The sequence below is a fragment of the Polaromonas sp. P1_F1 genome (assembly GCF_056405795.1).
Genome location: NZ_JBFUBJ010000001.1, coordinates 1,009,356 through 1,028,691, shown reverse-complemented (window position 1 = coordinate 1,028,691; position 19,336 = coordinate 1,009,356). Strand labels below are relative to the sequence as shown.

Here is a 19,336-nt window from a genome sequence, read left to right as displayed (position 1 = left end):
ACACTCACACGGCCTGGCGCAGGCCACACCCATAATGGCGACACCCCATCCTCTTGAGGCCTCATGACCAAAATTGCCGTGATCGAAGACGACCTGCCCATGAGCAACCAGCTCAAGGGCTGGATTGAATCGGCCCGTCCGGGCATCCAGGTCGACCAATGGTTCAACCGCGACGACGCCGAGGCCGCCGTTGCCCGCGAAGGCTATGACGCGGTGGTGCTGGACATCGAACTGGGGCGCGAACGCCATGCCGGCGTGGCCATCATCAACGCCATCAACAAGCAGCGGCAGGGTACGCCCGTGCTGGTGGTGTCCGCCATGCCCGCTGCCATTTACCGCAGCATCATGAAAGCGCTGGACGCTTGGGACTACCTGCAAAAGACCACGTTTGAAGAAGCCGACTTCATCGAAACTTTCCTCGACATCCTGCGCACCGCCAAAACGAAGCCGGAAGGCAAGGCGCCCGCCGCAGACAGCCAGGAGCTGCAGCTGGACCCGCTGCGACAGAACACGGCTATCTGGCGCGGTCAGCGCGTGAACCTGCCGCTGACGGCGCAACGCATCCTGGCGGCGCTGCACGCGCGCCGCGGCGAGGTGGTGAGCTATGACGACCTGTACCAGGTGGTCAAGAGCGGCCGCAACCGCGACAACATCCGCAAGCACGTCAGCACGATTCGCGACGCGTTCAAGGAAATCGATGCGGCCTTTGACGGCATTGAAAACATCCCGATGCGAGGCTTTCGCTGGGCCGAGGCGGCGGAGCCCCCGCGCGGCAGAGGCAAGCCGTGAAGCTGCCCACACGCCTGGATGTCGAGCGCCTGCTGCCGGCGCGCGTACCCTTCGGGCTGCGCGTATTTTTTCGCGGCGCTTTTTTTCTGCTGGCGATGGCCACCGTCGCCCTGGCTATCGCCGTGTTGCAAGACGAAAAGGAGCGCAGCTACCGAAATTACCAGGACGGCTTTCGCAAAAACCAGGCGCAGATCGCCGCCAAGCTGCGCCATCCCACGGGCCAGCTGGTGCTGCTCAACCCCACGGCCTACGAGCATGAGGTGACGCCGCTGCGTCCGCTGGTGCTGCCTTTTTCGGCCCTCGATTTCGACGATCGCAACAAGGCCCAGCAGGCAGTGGAGATGGCTGGCTGCCTGGTGCAATACCCCGACGCGGCGTCGATGTGCGTGGCCGTCGGCAACAACCCCTTTGCCGGCGGTTTTCTCTATGCCGTCGGCAGCTTCAACAGCGGACCCTTGGTGTCGCACACCTCCGGAACGCTGGATTTAAGCCAGGCGCATCGCGCCCGCATCACGGTCGACATGCGCGGGCAGCGCTACCGCTGGATCGCGCCTTTCCAGGCCATGCAGGCGATGGACGAGGGCCGCAACGCCTCGCCTTTTGCCAATGCCAGGGGCCGGCTGGTGGGCTTTGCCGATGAGGGTCCGATCACGCCGGCCAGCCGGCCCGTGCGCGACTTTCGCGGCTGGCTTTGGCAAGACAGCCGCTGCGCGGACGGCACGCTGGCGGCAGACCCGGATTGCGCCCGGCGTGCCTTTGTCAGCGTGCGCCTGCCGGTTGAGCTGTTTCGCGAGGCTCTGTTCTCCAAAGGGCCCGCGGGCATCGTCTGGCCGCCGGCCGACCTGGACCAGATCAAGGTGCAGGTGGAAATGCTGGCTCCCGGCGAGGGCAAGCCGCTGTTTGACAGCAATGCCGGGGGGGCGACCGCACCTTTTTCATGGTCTGAGCTGACCCCTTTGCTGCTGCCCGGCGAGAAGCTGCGCATCCGCAGGCTGGGCAGCGCGGGTGCCAGCCCGGACGTCGTGTCGCTGTCCGGCGCGGAGACGGCGGAGCGGTCCTCGCCGCTGATTGCCTGGTTGATACGCCGGCTGCAGGTGGATGGTTATGACGCACCCGTCACGAGCGCCGACATCATCAGTACGCCGCTCGGGCGTTATGAACTCTCGCTGACCGGTGACATTCGCAGCGTCAACAAGGCCCTCACGGCCGTGGCCACCCGCGTGTCCTGGTTTGTGGGCGGCATGCTGCTGGCCATCTTTGTGACCTGGCTGGCCATTGAGCTGCGGATCATCCGCCGCATCACCGAACTCACCCGCCGCGCGGCCACCGTGTCCAAGGGCGTGCGCGCCAGCGACAACCTGGCAACGGTTGACCTGGCCGACCTGCGTGGCGGCGACGAGCTGGGTGTGCTGGCCGGCGGCCTGCAAGACCTGCTGCAGCGCGTGAACGAAGACGTGCGCCGCGAGCAGATCCGGGTCGCCCAGGAAAAAGACACCTGGCACGCGGTAGGCCATGAAATCATGTCGCCCCTGCAATCGCTCATGGTGCTGCACGGAAGCGCCGACGACCCCGCGCACCGTTACATCAGCCGCATGCAGCAGGCCGTGCGCGTGCTCTACGGCAGCGCATCGCCCAGTGAAGCCTTTGAATCCACCGCGCTCAATGTGCAGACGCTGGATGCCAATGAGTTCCTGAGCCACGTGGCGCGCAACGCTGCGGCCGCGGGCATTCCCGGTGTGGCCTTTGATCCGCTGGTCCAGCCGGTCAGGGTGCGTGCCGACGAGTATTCGCTGGAAGATGTCGTGTCGCATGTGCTGCGCAATGCTGATCGCTACCGTTTGCCCGGCAGCCTGATCCGCATCACGCTGTCGCAGCAGGCACAGGAAGGCACCGCGCCCGAGGCGCTCATCACCATCAGCAACCTGGGCCCGCAGATCGAGGCCGGCCTGCTGGACAAGGTTTTCGAATACGGCGTGTCTGACCAGCCAGATACCGGTGCCGCGGGACAGCGCGGGCAGGGCCTGTTTGTCGCCAAAACCTATATGGCCAAGATGGGCGGCACCATCACCGCGCACAACCGGGACAGCGGCGTTTGCCTGGAGTTGCGCCTGCAGTGCGCTGTCGGCTGATCCCTGATTCCATTGCTAATTCGCTGCGAGAGTAGGCGCGCCGCCGCAGACAGTGCTTAGGGCCTGCCAATGCCATTTATGCAGATGCGTTGCGAGTCAAAAAGGCCTTGAGCAAGGCGCAAAACGCAGGCGGGGTAGACCCCGTCAAGGCTTTGCAACGCCGCGCAAGGCCTTTTTGATCGCAACCCGGAGGGAATGGGGTGAAAACGGCGCCACTCGGCGTTGCGCTTCTAGCCAGACAAAAGTCTGGGCGTCGTCGCGCGCCTTGATTGGCACCGTTTTCACCCCATTCGCATTTGCATAAATGGCATTGACAGGCCCTGGCACGGCAAGGAGGCGTAACGACCTATCGCGGCGAATTAGCAATGGAATAAAAATCAAAGCCCCCAGTGAGCGGTAACTCACTGGGGGCCTTGTCTTGCCAGGCGGACCGGTAAGCCCGCTGCCATGTAAGAAAGTATCTCGCGGGTAGGGCCGAATAATTTGCCTGATTTGCTGTTGAATTTCCCATAAACAGATAAAAAATCTGTAAAACGGCCAATTTCAGATAAATTACCTGAATGGACACTTTAGACCGGAAAATCCTTCAGGTTTTGCAGGCTGACGCGCGCACCAGCCTGCAAGACATCGGCCAGGCCGTCGGCCTGAGCCCCTCGCCCTGCTGGGGCCGCATCAAGAAGATGGAGGAGGCTGGGGTGATTGAGGGCTACACCGTGCGGCTCAATGCGCAGGCGCTGGGCCTGGGCGACACGGTGATGGTGCAGGTCACGCTCGACAGCCACTCCGACAACACGCTGGAGAAATTCGGTGAAACACTGGCAGCCATTCCCGAAGTGATAGAGGCTTACCTGGTGTCCGGTGAATACGACTACCTGCTGCGCATTGCCGTGCACGACACCAAGGACTACGAGCGCCTGCTGCGCGAGCGGCTCTACAAGATCAAGGGCATACGCCACAGCAAATCCAGCTTTGTGCTGCGCACGCTGAAGAAGGCCGACCTGCCGCTGCTGCCCGGCTGAGCCAGGCGAAGGTCAGCGCTGACAGCGGTCGGTGGGGCCGGCTGACAGCTGCGCGAACCTCACCCACCCACACTGACGAATGCCCGCACCATGCGGAGCGCTGGCATTGCCGTCATTTCTTCAGGGGGTTTTATGCGATCGATTGCCTGTCAACGCGTCTGGCATGTTCTGGTGCTGTGCGCGGCATTCGCCTGTGCGCTGGCCGCGTGCGGCGACACCGCCCTGTTGCCGCCGGAGGCCGGTATGGGCGCCAATCCAACCCTGCCCAAGCCCAACAAGACCCTGTTTCCCACGGTGAACATCGCGCCGGCCAAGGGCTGGCCGGAGGGTGCAATGCCCACGCCCATGGCGGGTCTGGGCGTCACGGCCCTGGCCAGCGGCCTGGACCATCCGCGCTGGGTTTACGTGCTGCCCAACGGTGACGTGCTGGTGGCTGAAAGCAATGCGCCACCCAAGCCGGAAGACGGCAAGGGCCTGCGTGCCTGGTTCATGAAAAAGGTGATGGGTCGGGCCGGCGCCGGCGCGCCCACGGCCAACCGCATCACCTTGCTGCGCGACGCCGACGGTGACGGCAAGGCCGAAAGCCGCAGCGTGTTTCTGGAAAACCTCAATTCGCCCTTCGGCATGGTGCTGGTGGGCAACGATTTTTTTGTCGCCAATACCGATGCCGTGGTGCGCTTTCCCTACCAGCCGGGGCAAACCAGCATCACGGCGGGGCCCGTCAAGGTGGTAGACCTGCCGGCCGGCCCTATCAACCACCACTGGACAAAAAACATCATCGCCAGCCCGGACGGCAGCAAGCTGTATGTCACCGTCGGCTCCAACAGCAATGTGGGCGAACGCGGCATGGAAGCCGAAACCGGCCGCGCCGCCATCTGGGAGATCGACCCCAAAACCGGCAGCCACCGCGTGTTTGCCTCGGGCCTGCGCAATCCCAACGGCATGGGTTGGGCACCCGGCAGCGGCGCGCTCTGGACGGTGGTGAACGAGCGCGACGAGATCGGCAGCGACCTCGTGCCCGACTACCTGACTTCGGTGCGTGATGGCGTGTTTTACGGCTGGCCCTACAGCTATTACGGCCAGAACGTGGACGACCGCGTCAAGCCGCCGCGTCCGGACCTGGTGGCGCAAGCGGTTTCACCCGACTACGCACTGGGCTCCCATGTCGCGCCATTGGGCATGGTGTTTTCAGAAGGCAATGCGCTGCCGCCATCACTGGCCTCGGGAGTTTTTATCGGTGAACACGGTTCCTGGAACCGTGTACCGCACAGCGGGTACAAGGTGGTGTTCGTGCCTTTTCGCCAGGGCTTGCCGGCTGGTTTGCCGGTGGATGTGCTCACAGGCTTCCTGAGTCCCGAAGGCCATGCCTACGGCCGGCCGGTGGGCGTGGCGATGGACAGGCGCGGCGCGCTGCTGGTGGCCGACGATGTGGGCAACGTGGTCTGGCGGGTGAGCGGTAGCCAGCTGAAATAGAAGGTTTGAGTTTTTTAAAGGGAAAGTGCCTGAAGCCCTTATACGATAAGCACAAGCAGCTATTAATTTAATAGCGAAGTGCTGCCTGAAATCGCATCAGGCTGTCGGCAACACCATGTCGGCGGTGCCGGGGCAGACCCAGCGGGGGTGTTCCCGCGAGGTGTCTATGCACCCGCCCGATGCATACACGCCCTTGGGTTCACGCATACGCAGCATGAGTTCCAGGATTCGCGCCGTCTCGGCCGGGTCGGCGCTGGAGGCCTTGACGCCGGCTTCCACAATGCTTTCATTGATACGCAACTCGCCGGCTTCGTCGGTGTAGGTGGCATGCCGCCAGTGAAACAGCTCCAGGCATTTGGCCGTCAGGGTGTAGGGCTGCTCGCGCTTCCAGAAGTTGGTGAACTGCCCGTTGCCGATGTAGAACACCCAGGAGCCTTCATAGCCCGAGACGTCGGAGGAGTGCTCGTCGGGGTTGCGAAACCAGAGGCGGTCGCCGGGCACGTAATACCTGGGCGGCAGGGGTTGTTCCATCGTGCCGTATTCGCGCAGGAACACGTCGTGGAATTTGCCCGACATGATGGCGCGGTGCTCCCAGCGCTGCTGCAGCGCGGCCAGCAACGGCGGGTTGCAGGTTTCGAGTTCCTGCGCGATGGCCAGCAGGATCACGTATTCGGTCGCGCGGTAGCAGGAAAAGGAATACAGCTTGCCCGAGGCCTCGGGTTGGGTGGCTTTTTCCAGGGCGGGAATCAGCGCGTGACCGGGCTTGACGGTAAAGCCAGCGTCTTCCGAGTAGACCCAGCAGTCCTCCGGCCGGTTGACTTCGGTGGTATGAAACTCCAATGCAGTCTTGCGCGCGGCCAGCACGATGTTGCGGCGTATGCGCACTGCCGATGCCAGCTCCGCATGGCTGGGGAATTCAAAGGCGACCGGGCTCAGGAGCATGGCCAGAAGAATCTCTCGTTCCAGGTCTTCGCTGTTGTTCAGCGTATCCAGCTGCAGCCGTTCTGCCAGGCCCAGGGTGTCCAGGCCGGGCGCCCATTGTGCGGCGAGGCCGTCCGGCAGGCAAAAGCTTCTTGCGGCGGTGGAGCCCGGAAAAATCTCCCTGGTTTCTACGGCGTCCTGCAGGCCGAGCTTTTCAAGCTGCACCAGGAAACTGTAAGTGGAAGCCGCCAGCGCGCCGGTTGTTTCACCGTGAAGGTGAATTCCGACAGGACGAAGACTGGGCATCAGGGCGGCGGTCATGTTGCCGCAAAGTATCTTTGCTTGTGGTCGATTCGGCAATGGCGGAAAAACCACGAAGCCGGCTGCTCGCAGGCGCGTTCAGGCGTAGGTAATCCAGCTTGCGTGTTCGGGCGCGTCCAGGTGCGGCAAGGTGTTGTAGGTCACCAGCATGTGCCGCTTGGGCGTAAAGGCAAACTCGGTAAGTGAGCAGTTGCGTATGCGCAGGTTCAGTTCTATCGTGGTTTCAGGGCTGGTGCCCAGCACATGGCCCACTGCGGTCGAGATGGGCCCGCCGCTGGAAACCAGCAGCACATTTCCGGTGTAATTGGCACGAATCTGGTCCAGGACAGAAGTTACACCCTCAACAAACCCGGTGTAGCTTGGCATGCCCTGGGGGGTGACGACGCCGGCCATCCACTGTGCCAGCCCGTCACGCAGCAGCCGGAAGTGGCCGCGGTATTCCTCGGGCGTGGTGGGTTTTTCGAGCTTGTGCGGGTGGATGGCACCGATGACGGCGTGGCTGTCGTATTCATTGAGCCCGGGGCGCTGTGTGGCTTGCATGGTGACACCCATGCCTTCACAGATCCCGGCAAAGGTATCGATCTGCCGCTGCAGCGTGCCGGTGAAAGCGGCGTCAAAGGTGATGCCCTTGTACTTGAAGTACTCGCCCAGACGCACGCTTTGCTGGCGCCCCATGGGGCTGAGCACGTCGTAGTCGTCTTCGCCAAATGAGGCCTGGCCGTGGCGCACGAGATAGAGGGTTCCCATGGGCAAATTGTGGCGCGCTGCCCCCCTGCGTTTAGTCTCGCGCGCGACTGGGTGTTCGAGTGTTGAGGCCTCAGCCAAAAAAAGCAGCCGTTCCAGCAGGGGCCGCAGGCGCAGCGCCCCCTCGGGGGGCAGCGCACTACGCGGAGCGAGAAGCGTGGGGGCCGGCAGTTAGCACCTTGGCGACAGTCGCCGTGTCCACATTACCGCCGCACAAGGTGGTGCCCACCACCAGTCCTTTGAGCTGACTGCGCTCCTGCATGGCTGCGGCAAAGCTCGCCGCGCCCGCACCTTCGGCCACGTTGTGTGTGTCGGCATAAAGGTCGCGCATGGCCTGGGCCACTTCGTCGTCCGTCACCTTCACGACGCGTTCCAGGTGCGGCAGCAAGACATCCAGCGCGGCCTGGTCAGCGACGCGGCAGGCCATGCCGTCGGCCAGGTAGGTGGTCACCGGTGCTTCAATCACGCGCCCCGCGGCCAGCGAGTCGGCGTAGGTGGTGGCGTGCGCGCTGACCACGCCCACGATGCGCAGCTTGCGGCCCAGCGCCAGCTTGGCGGCAACGGCCGAACACGCGCCCGAGCCCTGGCCTATCGGCACATACACCACGTCGAGTTGCGGCACTGCCAGCATGAATTCCCACCAGTAGGTGCTGACGCCGCGCAGTAAATCCGCATGAAAGCTCGGCACCATGTGGGCGCCGCGTTCGGCAGCCAGCCTCTTCGCAAACTCGCGGCTTTCCTGGAAGTCGTTGCCGTGCTCGATCAGTGTGACGCCCAGTGCGCGCATGGCGGCGTTTTTCTCCACCGAATTGCCATGCGGAACCACGATGGTGCAAGGCACGCCGTGCGCGCGGGCGGCCCAGCCTATGCTCTGGCCGTGGTTACCGCGTGTGGCGCTGATGGCTTCTCGCGGCAGCTCGCCGCGTTGCTTGAGCGCCTCAAAGTAAGTGAGCCCGCCGCGCAGCTTGAATGCGCCCACCGGTGTGTGGTTCTCGTGCTTGATCCAGCAGTCGGCGCCCAGCCGCTGGCTGGACAGGCCCCAGCGGTACTGCGGCGTGGCCTGGAACTCGCGGTAGACGACACGGGCCGCGTCTTCAATCTCCAGCAGCGAAGGCAGCATGCTGTTCTCCAGCTCTGGCGCGCGGTCGAGTACGGCGCTCATTGGGTGACCCCCGCTCTGCGAGCTGCGGCATTCGCCTTGGGAACGGCCCGGCGGCTCATGCGGCCGCCCGCTTTTCAGTCAGCAGGCGCAGCGCCAAAAGGCCCAGCACCGTGCCCATCACATAGCGCTGCACGCGCATCCAGCTGATGTTGCGGTTCAGAAAGCCTGCAATCGCCGCCGCAAAGCAGATCAGCACCGTGTTCACGCTCGTGCTGACGCTGATCTGCACGGCGCCCAGCGTCAGGCTTTGCAGCAGCAGGTCGCCGCGTTCGGGGTGCAAAAACTGCGGAAAGAAGGAGAGATAAAACATGGCGACTTTGGGGTTGAGCAGGTTGGTCATAAAACCCATGAGGAAGAGCGTGCGCGGCGGGTCATGCGGCAGCTCGCGCGTTTCAAAAGGCGCCAGGCCCCCGGGCTTGACGGCCTGCCAGGCCATCCAGAGCAGGTAAGCCGCGCCTGCCACCTTGATGGCGTCAAAGGCCAGCGGTACGGCCAGCAGCAGTGCGGTTAGCCCGAACGACGCGGCCAGCAGATGGACGACAAACCCCAGCGCCACGCCGCTGAGCGACACCAGCCCGGCGCGGGGGCCCTGGCACAGCGTGCGCGAGATGCAGTAAATCATGTTGGGCCCGGGCGTGAGCACCAGCACCAGGGCGGCGAGGGCAAACCAGGCGAGTTCTGTGCTCGTAAACATTCTCAGGCTCCTTTGGATTCCAGCGTGACGAGGCCGCGCGGCGTCTGCAGCGTGGCGATGAGATTGGGCGGGCCTTGCGCGAGGCCTACGCCAGCCAGCCCTATGGCTTCATAGCCGCCGCGCAGCGCGTCGGGACGCGGGTGGCTGGCGTGCAGCGATTGCAGCGTGACGCCTGAGGGCGCCATGCCATCGGCCGGATGCACGTCGCCCCACTGGATCAGCGTGGGCAGCGCACCGTAAAACAGCCTCTGACCATCTTCACGCACGGTAATTTTCCAGCTGAGCTGGCCTTGCGGCGTCATGCGCGAGACGTCCAGCGCCTCACCGCGGTCCAGCCCCAGGCGGGAAAGCGCCCGCACCGCCGCGATCACACGGGGCGTCGAGGCGACAAAGTGCGCGAGCTGCGGGCCGGTCTTGCTCAGCCGCAGCTGCAACTCATGATCATCCAGGTCATACCAGCGTCTGGCCGGTGCCGTACGCGGGGTTTGCTTGTCCGGATTGATTGCAATGATTTCGAAATAGGCGCGTGGAAAGGCCGGCGAGGCCACTGTGAAGAGCCGGTTGTGCGTGCCCATCAGCGGATGCTCGCCGCCCGGCCCGGGCGTGATGCCCAGCACGCGTTCGCACCACTGCACGCCTTCGGCGAGGCTGGCCGCCACCACCACGAGGTGGTCGACCTGCGAGGCCAGCGGCGGGAGTGTGGTGCTGTGTTCCATGGTTAGGGCTGGTTCCTAAAGCGTCACGCTTCCGTCAATGCAGGTGACCGATTCGCCGCCCACCCACATCTGGCCGGCTGCATCGCGCTCGATATGCACCTGACCGGCACGGCCCAGGCAGACACCTTGCGAGGCGGTATAGCGCTCGGGCGCGTGGCCTTCGGCAATCAGCCACTGGGCCAGGCTGGCATTGAGGCTGCCGGTGACGGGGTCTTCGTCGACACCGATGGGAGAGGCGAAGGCCCGAACTTCAAAATCAGGGGTCGTTTCAGGTGCGGAGGCTGCGAACGCCTTGGCTTCGCGGTTGGCGCGTGCAATCAGCGGCGCGGCTTCCTCACGTGGGTAGCGCGCCACCACGCCGACTTTGGTGCCCAGCTTGGCCAGCGCCTTGTGATCGGGCGCCAGTTGCAGCACAGTTTCCGGGCTGTCCAGCAGCAGGCCCAGCCACATCGGGCCGTTGTCCAGGCACTGGGCGGCGAGGATGCTTGTCGCTTTTAATCCCAGCGCGCCGGCTACCTGCGCCAGCAGCGAGGGGCTGGGCGCGGAGCGCTTGAGGGCCGGTGCGGCAAATGCGAGGCGCTTTGTGCCAGTCTCGCGGCGAATCTTCACCAGGCCTACTTTGCACTCCTGCACGATAAAGTCTTTGCTGTGCGCTTGCCCACCGGCTTCCAGCCAGCTGTGGCAACTGCCCAGCGTGGGGTGGCCGGCAAAAGGCAGTTCGCCGCCGGGCGTGAAGATGCGCACGCTGTAATCAGCCGTGGCGTCTGTGGGTGGCAACAGGAAAGTGGTTTCCGAGAGGTTGGTCCACTTGGCAAAACGCTGCATGGCGGCATCATCCAGGCCGCTGCCGTCGATTACCACGGCCAGGGGGTTGCCGAAGTAAGGGGTGGGTGTGAACACGTCGACTTGCTTGAATGCGCGCTGCTTCATGGGGTTTCTCGGTTTTCCAGGGGAGGTTTGAAGATTTATGACAAAGGCAGGTCCAGCACGCCGCGCGTGGCGGGCCGTGCCAGGAGGGTTTGGTACCAGCGGTCCAGATGGGGACGCACGGGCCGCGGCTGCGGCAAGCCGAACCAGCGGTGCATTTCGCAGCCCAGCGGAATGTCGGCCATGCTGAACTGGTCGCCGCCCATGAACGCATGGTCAGCCAGATGTGCATCGAGCAGTGTTAGCAGCGCTTCGGTGGCGGCTACGGACTGCGCAATCAGTTCTGTATTGCGCTGCTCCGCTGGCGTGCGAATCCACTGCACGAAAGCCGTGCGTCCGGCCGGGTTGAAGGTGGTCTGCTGCCAGTCCATCCACTGCTCGGCGGCAAAGCGTTGCGGCAGCGTTGTGGGATAAAAATTGCCTGGCGAGTGCTTGGCGCAGAGGTAGCGCACGATGACATTGGACTCCCAGATGAGCACCTCACCGTCTTCCATCAGCGGCACCAGCGCATTCGGGTTCTTGCACCGGTAATCGGCCTCCTTGACGATACCGAACTGGCCCCCGGCGTCGGTTCGCTGCATCGTGAGGCCCAGCTCCTGCGCGGCCCACACGACTTTTCGCACGTTGATGGAGCTGATGCGCCCCCAAAGATGAAGCATGTCAGGTCCCTTTCGCGTTCATCATGCTGCCGCGCGCAGTTGAGGCAGGCCGGCAGGTAGTTGCTCGCGTATGGCCGCAGCCAGCGCGGCGATGCCGATGTTGATTTGCTCGACGCTGGACGTGACGAACGAGAGGCGCAGCGTGCGGGCGTCGGCATGGTCGGCGTAGAAGGCCCAGCCGGGCACAAAGGCCACGTTGCGCTCCACGGCCTTGGGCAGCAGGTCGATAGCGTTCATGCCTTCAGGCAGGCGCACCCACAAAAACATGCCGCCGGCCGGTGTGTTCCAGCTCACACCTTCGGGCATGCCCTGCTTCATCGCGGCCAGCATCGCGTCGCGCTGCGATTTGTAGAGCGCGCGAATGGTCGGCACGTGGCGGTCCAGGAAGTTGTTCTTCATGGTCTCGACCACCATGCGCTGGTTAAAGCCCGGCGTGTGCAGGTCGGCCGCTTGCTTGGCTTGCAGCAGCTTGGGGTAGAGCGACTTGGGCGCGACCAGAAAGCCCAGGCGCAAACCCGGCGCCAGGATTTTGGAGAAGGAACCCATGTACACGCAGCCTTCGGGGTTGCGCGCGGTAAGCGGCAGTGGTGGCGGTGTGTCAAACCACAGGTCGCCATAGGGGTTGTCTTCGACGATGGGCAGGCCCAGGCGCGCGGCCTCGGCGCTCAGTGCGGCGCGGCGCGCTTCTGTCATGGTGCGGCCGGTCGGGTTCTGGAAGTTGGGCAGCACATAAAAGAAACGCGCACCGGCGGCCTTGCTGGCCAGGTCCTTGACGTCCACACCTTCATCGTCGCTGGCCACGCCGACGATTTCGGGCTCCATCGGCGTGAAGGCCTGCAGCGCGCCCAGGTAGGTAGGCGTTTCCACCAGCACGCGGCTGCCGGCGTCGATCAATATCTTGGCGATCAAATCCAGGCCCTGCTGCGAGCCGGTGGTGATCAGCACCTGCGCCGGGTCGACTTCCCAGGGCAGCATGGCGGCCACCATCTCGCGCAGCGGCGCATAGCCTTCGCTGGCCGCATACTGCAGCGCCGCATGGCCGTCTTCGCGCAGCACCTTGTCACAGGCTTCGCGAAAGGCGGCGACCGGAAAGGTCTTGGGTGAGGGCAGGCCGCCGGCAAAGCTGATGATGCCGGGCTTCTCGGTGACCTTGAGGATCTCGCGGATCACCGAGGGGTTCATTTTTTTAGCGCGCTGCGCTTGGGTCCATTCCATTTCACTCTCTCCTTATGGGCCGTCAAAAGACAACCGGGCACAAAAATTTTTGGCAAGATTTTCAAAAGCCACTGTCCGGTGGCTGCCGGGAGCGGGGACGACTTGGCGCATTCATTCTGCCCCCGCTCCGTGCACTTGTCTTTGCTTTCACACTCGCCATACCCGTCCTTGCGGGTCTGGCGTCACGACGCGCCGGACATTTCCGGTGTCGTCGACTGTTCCTGTAAATTCGCCTTCAGATGTGCAAGTCCCCGTGAGACGTATTCCTCTTTTTCACCGACCGGGGCAAAGTAGTGCAGCACCTCGCGGGCTTCGTCAATGCCCTTCAGCCGGGCAATCAGCCATGCGGAAATGTATTGCGCGGACATGCAGCCGCCTGCGGTCGCCAGGTTGCCCTTCGCAAAGAAGGCCTGGTTCAGGATGCTCACCCCGGCTGCCTGCACCCAGGGCTTGCTGGTCAAGTCCGTGCATGCCGGCATCTGGCCGACAAGCCCCAGCTTGGCGAGCAAAAAGGTCCCGGAGCACTGCGCCGCTATGAGCTGCCGTTGTGGATTGAGCTGCAGTTGACCGAGGATGGACGCGTCATTGGCGACTTCGCGCGTTTTCATTCCGCTACCGATTAATACGGCATCGGCCCGATTGGCTTCTTTCAGGCCGATATGCGCATCAATGGTGAGGCCGTTCATCGACGTCACGCGCTCGGTGGGGCTGGCAATGCTGACTTTCCAGTCGGCATCACCCCGCAGCGAAATGCGGCTCAGCATTCCATAGGCGATCAAGGAATCCAGTTCGTTGAAGCCGTCGAAGGTAAGGATGGCGATATGCATGAAAGCTGTCCTGATGCGGGTTGAAAGCGCTACTTCACTGAAAGAAAAAAAGACGTTGCTGTGAATCGATCTACCGGTACCGAGGTGAGACGGTTGGTGCGGAGTCAGTCCACGATAAACAGTTTGGCCCCCGAAGGCGAGGTCGACCGGTGGGCTTCGGCGCCGTCTGCCACCTGGTAGCTCATGCCCGGTAACAGCACGTGCACACTGCCGTTGTCCAGCTCCGTATGCAGCTCGCCTTCCAGGCAAAGCAGGATGTGGCCTTTGCTGCACCAGTGATCGGAAACATAGCCGGGCGTGTACTCCACCATGCGCACGCGCACATCGCCAAAAATGCGGGTACGCCAGAAGGCCTTGCCTGCCAGGGCGGAATGTTCGGTGCGTTCCACGTTGGACCAGTCGGTGGTGCCGAAGGGAATTTCGTTCATTTTCATGCTGCTTACTCCGTGACCGACACGATGGCTTCGATTTCCACCGCAAAGCCCCGCGGCAGTGAGCCCACGCCGACTGCCGAGCGCGCATGGCGGCCCGCGTCGCCGAATACCTGCACCAGCAGGTCAGAGCAGCCGTTGATGACTTCGGTATGGCCCGTGAAATCGGGCGCCGCATTGACCATGCCCAGCAGCTTGACCACGCGCCGCACGCGCGAAAGTTCGCCCAGGGCGGCCTTCATGGTGGCAATCAGGTTCAGTCCGACGTCGTGGGCATGTTTGCGGGCTTCCTCCGCGCTGATCTCGCGCCCGACCTTGGGCACCACAGCCAGGTCTTGCCGCAGCGGCGAGCCCTTGCCCGACAGGTACAGCATGGAACCGTCGAGCACCCAGGCATCGAAGTTGCCGCGAGGGGTCACGACGGGCGGCAGGATCAGGCCGAGTTGCTGCAGGCGTTGTTCGGGGGTCATCGATGGCTCCTTGTTGTAGGGGATATCCTGGAAAGCAGTGCAAAAGCGGCGGGCGGCCTCAAGCCCGCTTCATGCCCGCTTTCGCTGGTTGGGCGTGATGTGTGTAATGGTGCCGTCGCCGTAAGAGCGCAACACCTGTGAGATGACGATGTGAAAACCTTTGTACCACTGCGTGTACTGGCGTTTGGCTTCCAGGTGCTTGGGGTGTGCTGAAAATACGCGCAGCGATTCCTCGGTTTCCCAGAAGTAAGTGGCATTGGTCAGCACGCCATCCGGCGAACGCCAGGACTCCGCGCCCAGGTAGCCCGGCGTGGCAAGGGCGGCTTCTTCGATCAGCGCGTCCAGCGTGTGGAACCGTTCGTCGTAGGTGCCGGGTTCAAAAATAAAGGCGGCTGAGTACATCACAACTTTCTGGTGTTGAGCAAAGAGCCCGGTTCGGCGGCCCGCATGCGGGCGCCTGACTGCACCGGCATTTTTTTGCCGATGAAAACGGTGGCAATCACGGCCAGCCCGAAGCCGACGGTGACCGCGTCCAGGTGCTCGCCAAGCAGCGGCACAGAAAACAGCATGGACAAGAACGGTTGCACCAACTGCACCTGGCTGACACGGACCGTGCCGCCCAGCGCCAGGCCGCGGTACCAGGCAAAAAATCCCAACCAGGCCGAGAACACCGCCACGTAGGCAAAGCCGGCCCAGGCGCTGACCTTGAGTGGTGCTGTGGGCCAGCTGAGAAGAGACAGCGGCAAAGTCAAGGGCAGCGAGAGCACCAAGGCCCAGCAGATCACGTGCTCGGCGCGCATGTGCTGGGACAGCCGCGCGCCGTAGCCGTAACCGACTGCCGCGCACAAACAGGCGGCCAGCAACAATAGGTCAGCAAAATGGATGGACAGCCCACCCTCACTGTTTGAACGCAGCATGGCAAACAAAACCACCAGCGCGCTGCCCAGCGCTGCGCACAGCCAGAAGCCGGCCGACGGACGCTGGCGGTGCAGCAGCGCGCCCACTGCCGCGGTGGCCAGGGGCAGCACGCCGAGGATGACGCTTGCATGCACGGCTTCCACGTAACGCATGGCAATCGAGGTGAAGAGCGGAAAACCAAACACCACGCCGCCCGCGGTGATGGTCAGCGGCAACCAGTCCTTTCGCTGCGGCAGTGGCGCGCGGGTGGCCAGCAAAAACGCCGCCGACAACACGGCCGCCACCGTGGCCCGCCCGAGCGCGATGAAAACGCCGGACATCTGCGGTGCATCGGGCGTGCCCACGGCCAGGCGTGTCATGGGCAGCGTGACGGCAAAAATCACGATGCCCAGCAAGCCGAGCCATAGCCCTTTGTTTGTGTCGGCAGATGTGGACGTCATATAAAAAGCATCCAGATGGCGGTGGCCACGAGTACCAGCGCCATGGCGCGGTTGAACCACTGGAGCCGTCGTCCGCTGCCGGACGGGCCGGTCAGCCACTCGCGCAGCAATGACCCGGCGAGCGCGTAAGTGAGGTTGCTGACAAACGCGTAGGCCAGCATCACCGGCAATACGATGGCCAGCCGCGCGCCCGGGGCCTCGCGGCCGGCAATCCAGCCGCTCACGATGGCCAGCGCCAGCATCCACGCCTTGATGTTGACAAACTGTAGTGCGGCGCCTTGCCAGAAAGTGATGTTCAGGCGCGCCGCGTCCGCCTCGCTCAATTGGCGCGACTGCGAAATCTTCCAGGCCAGCCACAGCAGGTACGCCACGCCGATGATCTTCACGGCCCAGCTCAGCAAGGGCACAGCCAGCACCAGGGCGCCCAGCCCCAGGGCACACACCAGCAGCAGTACGCCCCAGCCGACCGGCACCGCGCAGACAAAAGGCAGTGCGCGTTTCAACCCATGGTTGGCTCCCAGTGCGGTTGATAGCGTCGTGTTGGGTCCCGGCGAAAAGCTCATCGCCGTTGCCAGCACCAGTAAGGCCGTAAATTCTTGCCAGTTCATGTTTTCAACTTTATAGTTGAAAGCAATACACCACCAGTACAGTTGTTGGTACAAATTTCCAAACTGTATTGGTCAAATTGTCAGCACACATGCCGCCTGCAGGGCGTGCCAAGGCCACACCATGTTGATGAAAACCGCTTCACAGTCCCTCACCGAACAGCTGTCGGCGCGCTTTGCCGAACGCATCCGTAGCCGGCTGTTGGCCCCTGGTGCGCGCCTGCCTTCTGTGCGGCTGTGCGCCGAGCAGCAAGGTGTAAGTGCCTCCACCGTGGTGGCGGCTTATGACCAGTTGCTGGCGCAAGGCCTGGTGGTGGCGCGCAAGAACCGCGGTTTTTTTGTCCGTGATACTTCGCTTAATGCGGCGCTGGCGCAGGCTCCTAAAGCGCCGGCAGCTATAAAAAATATAGCAGACGCAAAAACGGGTACGGCCGCGGGCCACGCCCCCCCGGGCGCCTGGAGCACTGCGACCTGGATGGCCACGCGCCAGGCGCCGGTGGATGCGACGGCGCTGATCCGCGGGATGTTCCACAAGGTCAGCAACAAGCCGCAACCCGGCATGGGCGTGTTTCCACCAGACTGGCTCGAAACCACCTTCATGCCGGCCGCCGTCCGCAAAGTCACCAGCGTCAGCGCGTTGCGGGACTTTTCGCTCCAGTACGGTGAACCCATGGGCGACAGCGGCCTGCGCCGCGCGCTTTCGCAGAAGCTCAGTGCACTCAATGTGCACGCCGCGCCCGAGCAGATCATCACCACCGTTGGCGCCACCCATGCGCTCGACATCGTCAGCCGGACGCTGCTGCGTGCCGGGGACTGTGTGATGGTGGAGGAGCCCGGCTGGGCGGTGGAGTTCGCCCGACTGGACGCTTTAGGCATGCGCATCCTGCCGGTACCGCGCCGCGCCGACGGCCCGGACCTGGCGGTGATGGCCCAATACTGCGAAATCCACCAGCCCAAGCTGTTTGTCAGTGTCAGCGTATTCCACAACCCGACGGGCTACTGCCTCACGCCCGGCAGCGCCCACCGCGTGCTGCAGTTGGCGATGCAACACAACTTCCACATTGTTGAAGACGACACCTACAGCCACCTGGCGCCTGAGCATGCCACGCGGCTATGCGCCCTCGATGGGCTGCAGCGCACGATTTATGTCAGCGGCTTCGCCAAGATCCTGGCACCCGGCTGGCGCGTCGGCTTCATGGCCGCACCCCCCGACCTCATCGAGCGCCTGCTGGACACCAAACTGCTGGCCACGCTAACCACGCCAGCCCTGCTGGAGAAGGCGCTGGCCTGGTGCATAGATCAGGGCCAGTTACGCCGGCATGCCGAGCGTATTCGCACCCGGCTTGACGGCGCGCGTGCACGCAGCGTCAAATTGGCCCTGGCTCACGGCTGCACATTTGCTGCGGAGCCCGCCGGCCTGTTCGGCTGGGTGGACACGGGCGTCGACACCGATGCGTTGTCCCAGCGCATGCTGGACGAGGGCTACCTGATTGCGCCTGGCGGCTTGTTTCACGCGGCGCGCAAACCCAGCACATTGATGCGCATCAACTTTGCAACCACGCAGGAGGCTGCGTTCTGGAAGGTGTTTGCGCGCTTGCGTGATGCCGTGAGGTAACTTTCCTCCTTCTTTCGCGGCTTGCCCTGACAGAACAGGGCGGGCCGTGAAGAAGCGAGTTTTGAGCGAGCTTGGCACCGAGTTCGGGCAGCTTGTCTTTCGCCACTCTGCCCGCGGCGAGCGGCCGCGACTATGCGGTTATGTCTTCCGCCCCGCCATGCTCCGCGTTGGAGTTCGCCTGGCTTGTTGCGCCTGGGGCGTTGCCCTTTCCTCCCTTCCCCCTCTTTTCTCCTTGTTTTCCTCATCCTCCGGCTTCCCGTTGGCGCTGCCCGGCTACCTGTCCCCTTTCGAAAATGACATTCGGCTTGGCCGGTAATCTGATGGTTGTTTCTATTGGTTACGAGTTAACTCTAATTGTTGAATTGAGGCCCCGGTTTTAGCTAATTTCCATTAGTTTCTTCGGATCTTTTGGTGGATTTTCGATGTTTTAATATGTAACTTACTGTTTCAATCACTCCGATTGAAGACTGAAATTCAACTAAATACGGACGTTTATGCGATTTTTCTCACGAAATTTTTGTTTTTATTCACATCTATTGCGTTCGTGTGAAGTAATCGAGGCTCTAAAAGTTGATAAGTAACATAAAGTTACGTCTCAAATACATATCGATGCGCATATGTTGCCGGCCCTACATGGATCTGCCTCCGAGCCAGCCATTTGCCGAGAGTCACGAAAGGACGTTACCCATGAAATCTGCCCTGAAACTTTGTATTTTTGCCGCCGGACTGGTGTTTGGCCAAGCTGTGCTGGCCCAAGCCTCGCCGGTGTCTTCCCAGCTCCTGGCGCAGCGCGTGGAGATGGTGGGCGGCAAGCCCGTGCTCAAGCCCGCCGGCGACGGCAAACCCGGGGATGTCCTGCAGTACAGCGCTACTTACCGCAATACCAGCACCGCTGCAGCCGGCAAGCTTCTGGCAACCATACCGGTGCCTCCCGGCACCACCTTTATCGCGGCAAGTGCCGAACCTGCACAGGCTCTGGCCTCAACGGACGGAAGCATCTTTGCACCCATGCCGCTGACGCGCATGGTCAAGCAGGCCGACGGCAGCGTGCGCAAAGAGCCCGTTCCCCTGTCTGACTATCGCGCCTTGCGCTGGGAAACCGGCACCTTGGCCGCAGGCGCCAGCACCGTGGTCAGTCTGCGTGTGCGCATCGATTCACCTGCAGTCGCACTGGCTGCCAAACCGTGATGACGGCCAGCTTCCCTTGCAGCTGCGCCTCCCGCCATGCGGGCGGCGCATTTCGCCTTTCCGTTCCCCGTTA

The 19,336-nt window shown here is 63.0% G+C and carries 20 protein-coding genes; 6 read left to right on the top strand and 14 right to left on the bottom strand.

What is annotated here, in order from left to right; genetic code table 11:
• Positions 1-63 precede the first annotated feature (63 nt).
• From AC1DZE_RS04945 to AC1DZE_RS04930, 4 genes are all read left to right on the top strand, one after another.
• Positions 64-789 (top strand): response regulator transcription factor, encoded by a 726-nt coding sequence (locus tag AC1DZE_RS04945; protein WP_477668700.1) that lies wholly within the window; start codon positions 64-66, stop codon positions 787-789.
• Positions 786-2,918: a sensor histidine kinase gene (locus tag AC1DZE_RS04940; protein ID WP_477672138.1), complete on the top strand. Its 2,133-nt coding sequence runs from the start codon at positions 786-788 to the stop codon at positions 2,916-2,918. Before AC1DZE_RS04945 ends, AC1DZE_RS04940 begins: the two co-directional genes overlap by 4 nt.
• A gap of 560 nt (positions 2,919-3,478) precedes the next feature.
• On the top strand, positions 3,479-3,937 hold the full coding sequence (locus tag AC1DZE_RS04935; protein WP_092132085.1) for an Lrp/AsnC family transcriptional regulator: 459 nt from the start codon (positions 3,479-3,481) through the stop codon (positions 3,935-3,937).
• A gap of 132 nt (positions 3,938-4,069) precedes the next feature.
• Positions 4,070-5,410 carry a PQQ-dependent sugar dehydrogenase gene (locus AC1DZE_RS04930; RefSeq protein ID WP_477699841.1) on the top strand — a complete coding sequence of 447 codons (1,341 nt, stop codon included), beginning with the start codon at positions 4,070-4,072 and terminating at the stop codon, positions 5,408-5,410.
• A 96-nt stretch (positions 5,411-5,506) separates the two neighbouring features.
• Here AC1DZE_RS04930 and AC1DZE_RS04925 read toward each other — a convergent pair whose 3' ends face one another.
• From AC1DZE_RS04925 to AC1DZE_RS04860, 14 genes are all read right to left on the bottom strand, one after another.
• Positions 5,507-6,637 (bottom strand): hypothetical protein, encoded by a 1,131-nt coding sequence (locus AC1DZE_RS04925; RefSeq protein WP_477674403.1) that lies wholly within the window; start codon positions 6,635-6,637, stop codon positions 5,507-5,509.
• Positions 6,638-6,730: 93 nt separating this feature from the next.
• Positions 6,731-7,399, bottom strand: a complete 669-nt coding sequence (locus tag AC1DZE_RS04920) for a histidine phosphatase family protein (RefSeq protein ID WP_477699840.1) — start codon at positions 7,397-7,399, stop codon at positions 6,731-6,733.
• A 136-nt stretch (positions 7,400-7,535) separates the two neighbouring features.
• Positions 7,536-8,558, bottom strand: coding sequence for a threonine dehydratase (locus AC1DZE_RS04915; protein ID WP_477673239.1), 1,023 nt, complete (start codon positions 8,556-8,558; stop codon positions 7,536-7,538).
• A 55-nt stretch (positions 8,559-8,613) separates the two neighbouring features.
• On the bottom strand, positions 8,614-9,252 hold the full coding sequence (locus AC1DZE_RS04910) for a LysE family translocator (protein WP_477673240.1): 639 nt from the start codon (positions 9,250-9,252) through the stop codon (positions 8,614-8,616).
• Between the two features lie 2 nt (positions 9,253-9,254).
• Complete coding sequence (locus tag AC1DZE_RS04905; protein WP_477673241.1) at positions 9,255-9,968, bottom strand: VOC family protein; 714 nt, start codon at positions 9,966-9,968, stop codon at positions 9,255-9,257.
• Positions 9,969-9,983: 15 nt separating this feature from the next.
• Positions 9,984-10,898 (bottom strand): PhzF family phenazine biosynthesis protein, encoded by a 915-nt coding sequence (locus AC1DZE_RS04900; protein WP_477673242.1) that lies wholly within the window; start codon positions 10,896-10,898, stop codon positions 9,984-9,986.
• Positions 10,899-10,933: 35 nt separating this feature from the next.
• Positions 10,934-11,554: a glutathione S-transferase family protein gene (locus tag AC1DZE_RS04895; protein WP_477673243.1), complete on the bottom strand. Its 621-nt coding sequence runs from the start codon at positions 11,552-11,554 to the stop codon at positions 10,934-10,936.
• Positions 11,555-11,575: 21 nt separating this feature from the next.
• Positions 11,576-12,769 carry an aminotransferase-like domain-containing protein gene (locus AC1DZE_RS04890; RefSeq protein ID WP_477668690.1) on the bottom strand — a complete coding sequence of 398 codons (1,194 nt, stop codon included), beginning with the start codon at positions 12,767-12,769 and terminating at the stop codon, positions 11,576-11,578.
• A gap of 182 nt (positions 12,770-12,951) precedes the next feature.
• Positions 12,952-13,596 carry a DJ-1/PfpI family protein gene (locus AC1DZE_RS04885; protein WP_477668689.1) on the bottom strand — a complete coding sequence of 215 codons (645 nt, stop codon included), beginning with the start codon at positions 13,594-13,596 and terminating at the stop codon, positions 12,952-12,954.
• Positions 13,597-13,700: 104 nt separating this feature from the next.
• On the bottom strand, positions 13,701-14,030 hold the full coding sequence (locus AC1DZE_RS04880) for a DHCW motif cupin fold protein (protein WP_477673652.1): 330 nt from the start codon (positions 14,028-14,030) through the stop codon (positions 13,701-13,703).
• Between the two features lie 5 nt (positions 14,031-14,035).
• Positions 14,036-14,497, bottom strand: a complete 462-nt coding sequence (locus tag AC1DZE_RS04875) for a RidA family protein (RefSeq protein WP_477668687.1) — start codon at positions 14,495-14,497, stop codon at positions 14,036-14,038.
• 69 nt (positions 14,498-14,566) lie between these two features.
• Complete coding sequence (locus AC1DZE_RS04870) at positions 14,567-14,899, bottom strand: antibiotic biosynthesis monooxygenase family protein (RefSeq protein ID WP_477668686.1); 333 nt, start codon at positions 14,897-14,899, stop codon at positions 14,567-14,569.
• On the bottom strand, positions 14,899-15,855 hold the full coding sequence (locus AC1DZE_RS04865; protein ID WP_477673651.1) for a DMT family transporter: 957 nt from the start codon (positions 15,853-15,855) through the stop codon (positions 14,899-14,901). Before AC1DZE_RS04865 ends, AC1DZE_RS04870 begins: the two co-directional genes overlap by 1 nt.
• Positions 15,852-16,463, bottom strand: coding sequence for a LysE family translocator (locus AC1DZE_RS04860; protein ID WP_477668684.1), 612 nt, complete (start codon positions 16,461-16,463; stop codon positions 15,852-15,854). The genes AC1DZE_RS04865 and AC1DZE_RS04860 overlap by 4 nt, the downstream gene beginning before the upstream one ends.
• A 121-nt stretch (positions 16,464-16,584) precedes the next feature.
• Between AC1DZE_RS04860 and AC1DZE_RS04855 the strand changes: the two genes are divergently transcribed.
• Positions 16,585-18,075, top strand: coding sequence for an aminotransferase-like domain-containing protein (locus AC1DZE_RS04855; RefSeq protein ID WP_477668683.1), 1,491 nt, complete (start codon positions 16,585-16,587; stop codon positions 18,073-18,075).
• A gap of 687 nt (positions 18,076-18,762) precedes the next feature.
• Positions 18,763-19,263, top strand: coding sequence for a hypothetical protein (locus tag AC1DZE_RS04850; protein ID WP_477668682.1), 501 nt, complete (start codon positions 18,763-18,765; stop codon positions 19,261-19,263).
• Positions 19,264-19,336 lie beyond the last annotated feature (73 nt).

Excerpts from the sequence above, each read along its gene's own strand:
- AC1DZE_RS04905 (WP_477673241.1), bottom strand. The coding sequence starts at position 9,968 with ATGGAACACAGCACCACACTCCCGCCGCTGGCCTCGCAGGTCGACCAC.
- AC1DZE_RS04925 (WP_477674403.1), bottom strand. The coding sequence starts at position 6,637 with ATGCCCAGTCTTCGTCCTGTCGGAATTCACCTTCACGGTGAAACAACC.
- AC1DZE_RS04945 (WP_477668700.1), top strand. The coding sequence starts at position 64 with ATGACCAAAATTGCCGTGATCGAAGACGACCTGCCCATGAGCAACCAG.
- AC1DZE_RS04855 (WP_477668683.1), top strand. The coding sequence starts at position 16,585 with ATGTTGATGAAAACCGCTTCACAGTCCCTCACCGAACAGCTGTCGGCG.
- AC1DZE_RS04910 (WP_477673240.1), bottom strand. The coding sequence starts at position 9,252 with ATGTTTACGAGCACAGAACTCGCCTGGTTTGCCCTCGCCGCCCTGGTG.
- AC1DZE_RS04850 (WP_477668682.1), top strand. The coding sequence starts at position 18,763 with ATGAAATCTGCCCTGAAACTTTGTATTTTTGCCGCCGGACTGGTGTTT.
- AC1DZE_RS04870 (WP_477668686.1), bottom strand. The coding sequence starts at position 14,899 with ATGTACTCAGCCGCCTTTATTTTTGAACCCGGCACCTACGACGAACGG.
- AC1DZE_RS04865 (WP_477673651.1), bottom strand. The coding sequence starts at position 15,855 with ATGACGTCCACATCTGCCGACACAAACAAAGGGCTATGGCTCGGCTTG.
- AC1DZE_RS04890 (WP_477668690.1), bottom strand. The coding sequence starts at position 12,769 with ATGGAATGGACCCAAGCGCAGCGCGCTAAAAAAATGAACCCCTCGGTG.
- AC1DZE_RS04935 (WP_092132085.1), top strand. The coding sequence starts at position 3,479 with ATGGACACTTTAGACCGGAAAATCCTTCAGGTTTTGCAGGCTGACGCG.
- AC1DZE_RS04920 (WP_477699840.1), bottom strand. The coding sequence starts at position 7,399 with ATGGGAACCCTCTATCTCGTGCGCCACGGCCAGGCCTCATTTGGCGAA.
- AC1DZE_RS04860 (WP_477668684.1), bottom strand. The coding sequence starts at position 16,463 with ATGAACTGGCAAGAATTTACGGCCTTACTGGTGCTGGCAACGGCGATG.
- AC1DZE_RS04915 (WP_477673239.1), bottom strand. The coding sequence starts at position 8,558 with ATGAGCGCCGTACTCGACCGCGCGCCAGAGCTGGAGAACAGCATGCTG.
- AC1DZE_RS04900 (WP_477673242.1), bottom strand. The coding sequence starts at position 10,898 with ATGAAGCAGCGCGCATTCAAGCAAGTCGACGTGTTCACACCCACCCCT.
- AC1DZE_RS04885 (WP_477668689.1), bottom strand. The coding sequence starts at position 13,596 with ATGCATATCGCCATCCTTACCTTCGACGGCTTCAACGAACTGGATTCC.
- AC1DZE_RS04895 (WP_477673243.1), bottom strand. The coding sequence starts at position 11,554 with ATGCTTCATCTTTGGGGGCGCATCAGCTCCATCAACGTGCGAAAAGTC.
- AC1DZE_RS04930 (WP_477699841.1), top strand. The coding sequence starts at position 4,070 with ATGCGATCGATTGCCTGTCAACGCGTCTGGCATGTTCTGGTGCTGTGC.
- AC1DZE_RS04880 (WP_477673652.1), bottom strand. The coding sequence starts at position 14,030 with ATGAAAATGAACGAAATTCCCTTCGGCACCACCGACTGGTCCAACGTG.
- AC1DZE_RS04875 (WP_477668687.1), bottom strand. The coding sequence starts at position 14,497 with ATGACCCCCGAACAACGCCTGCAGCAACTCGGCCTGATCCTGCCGCCC.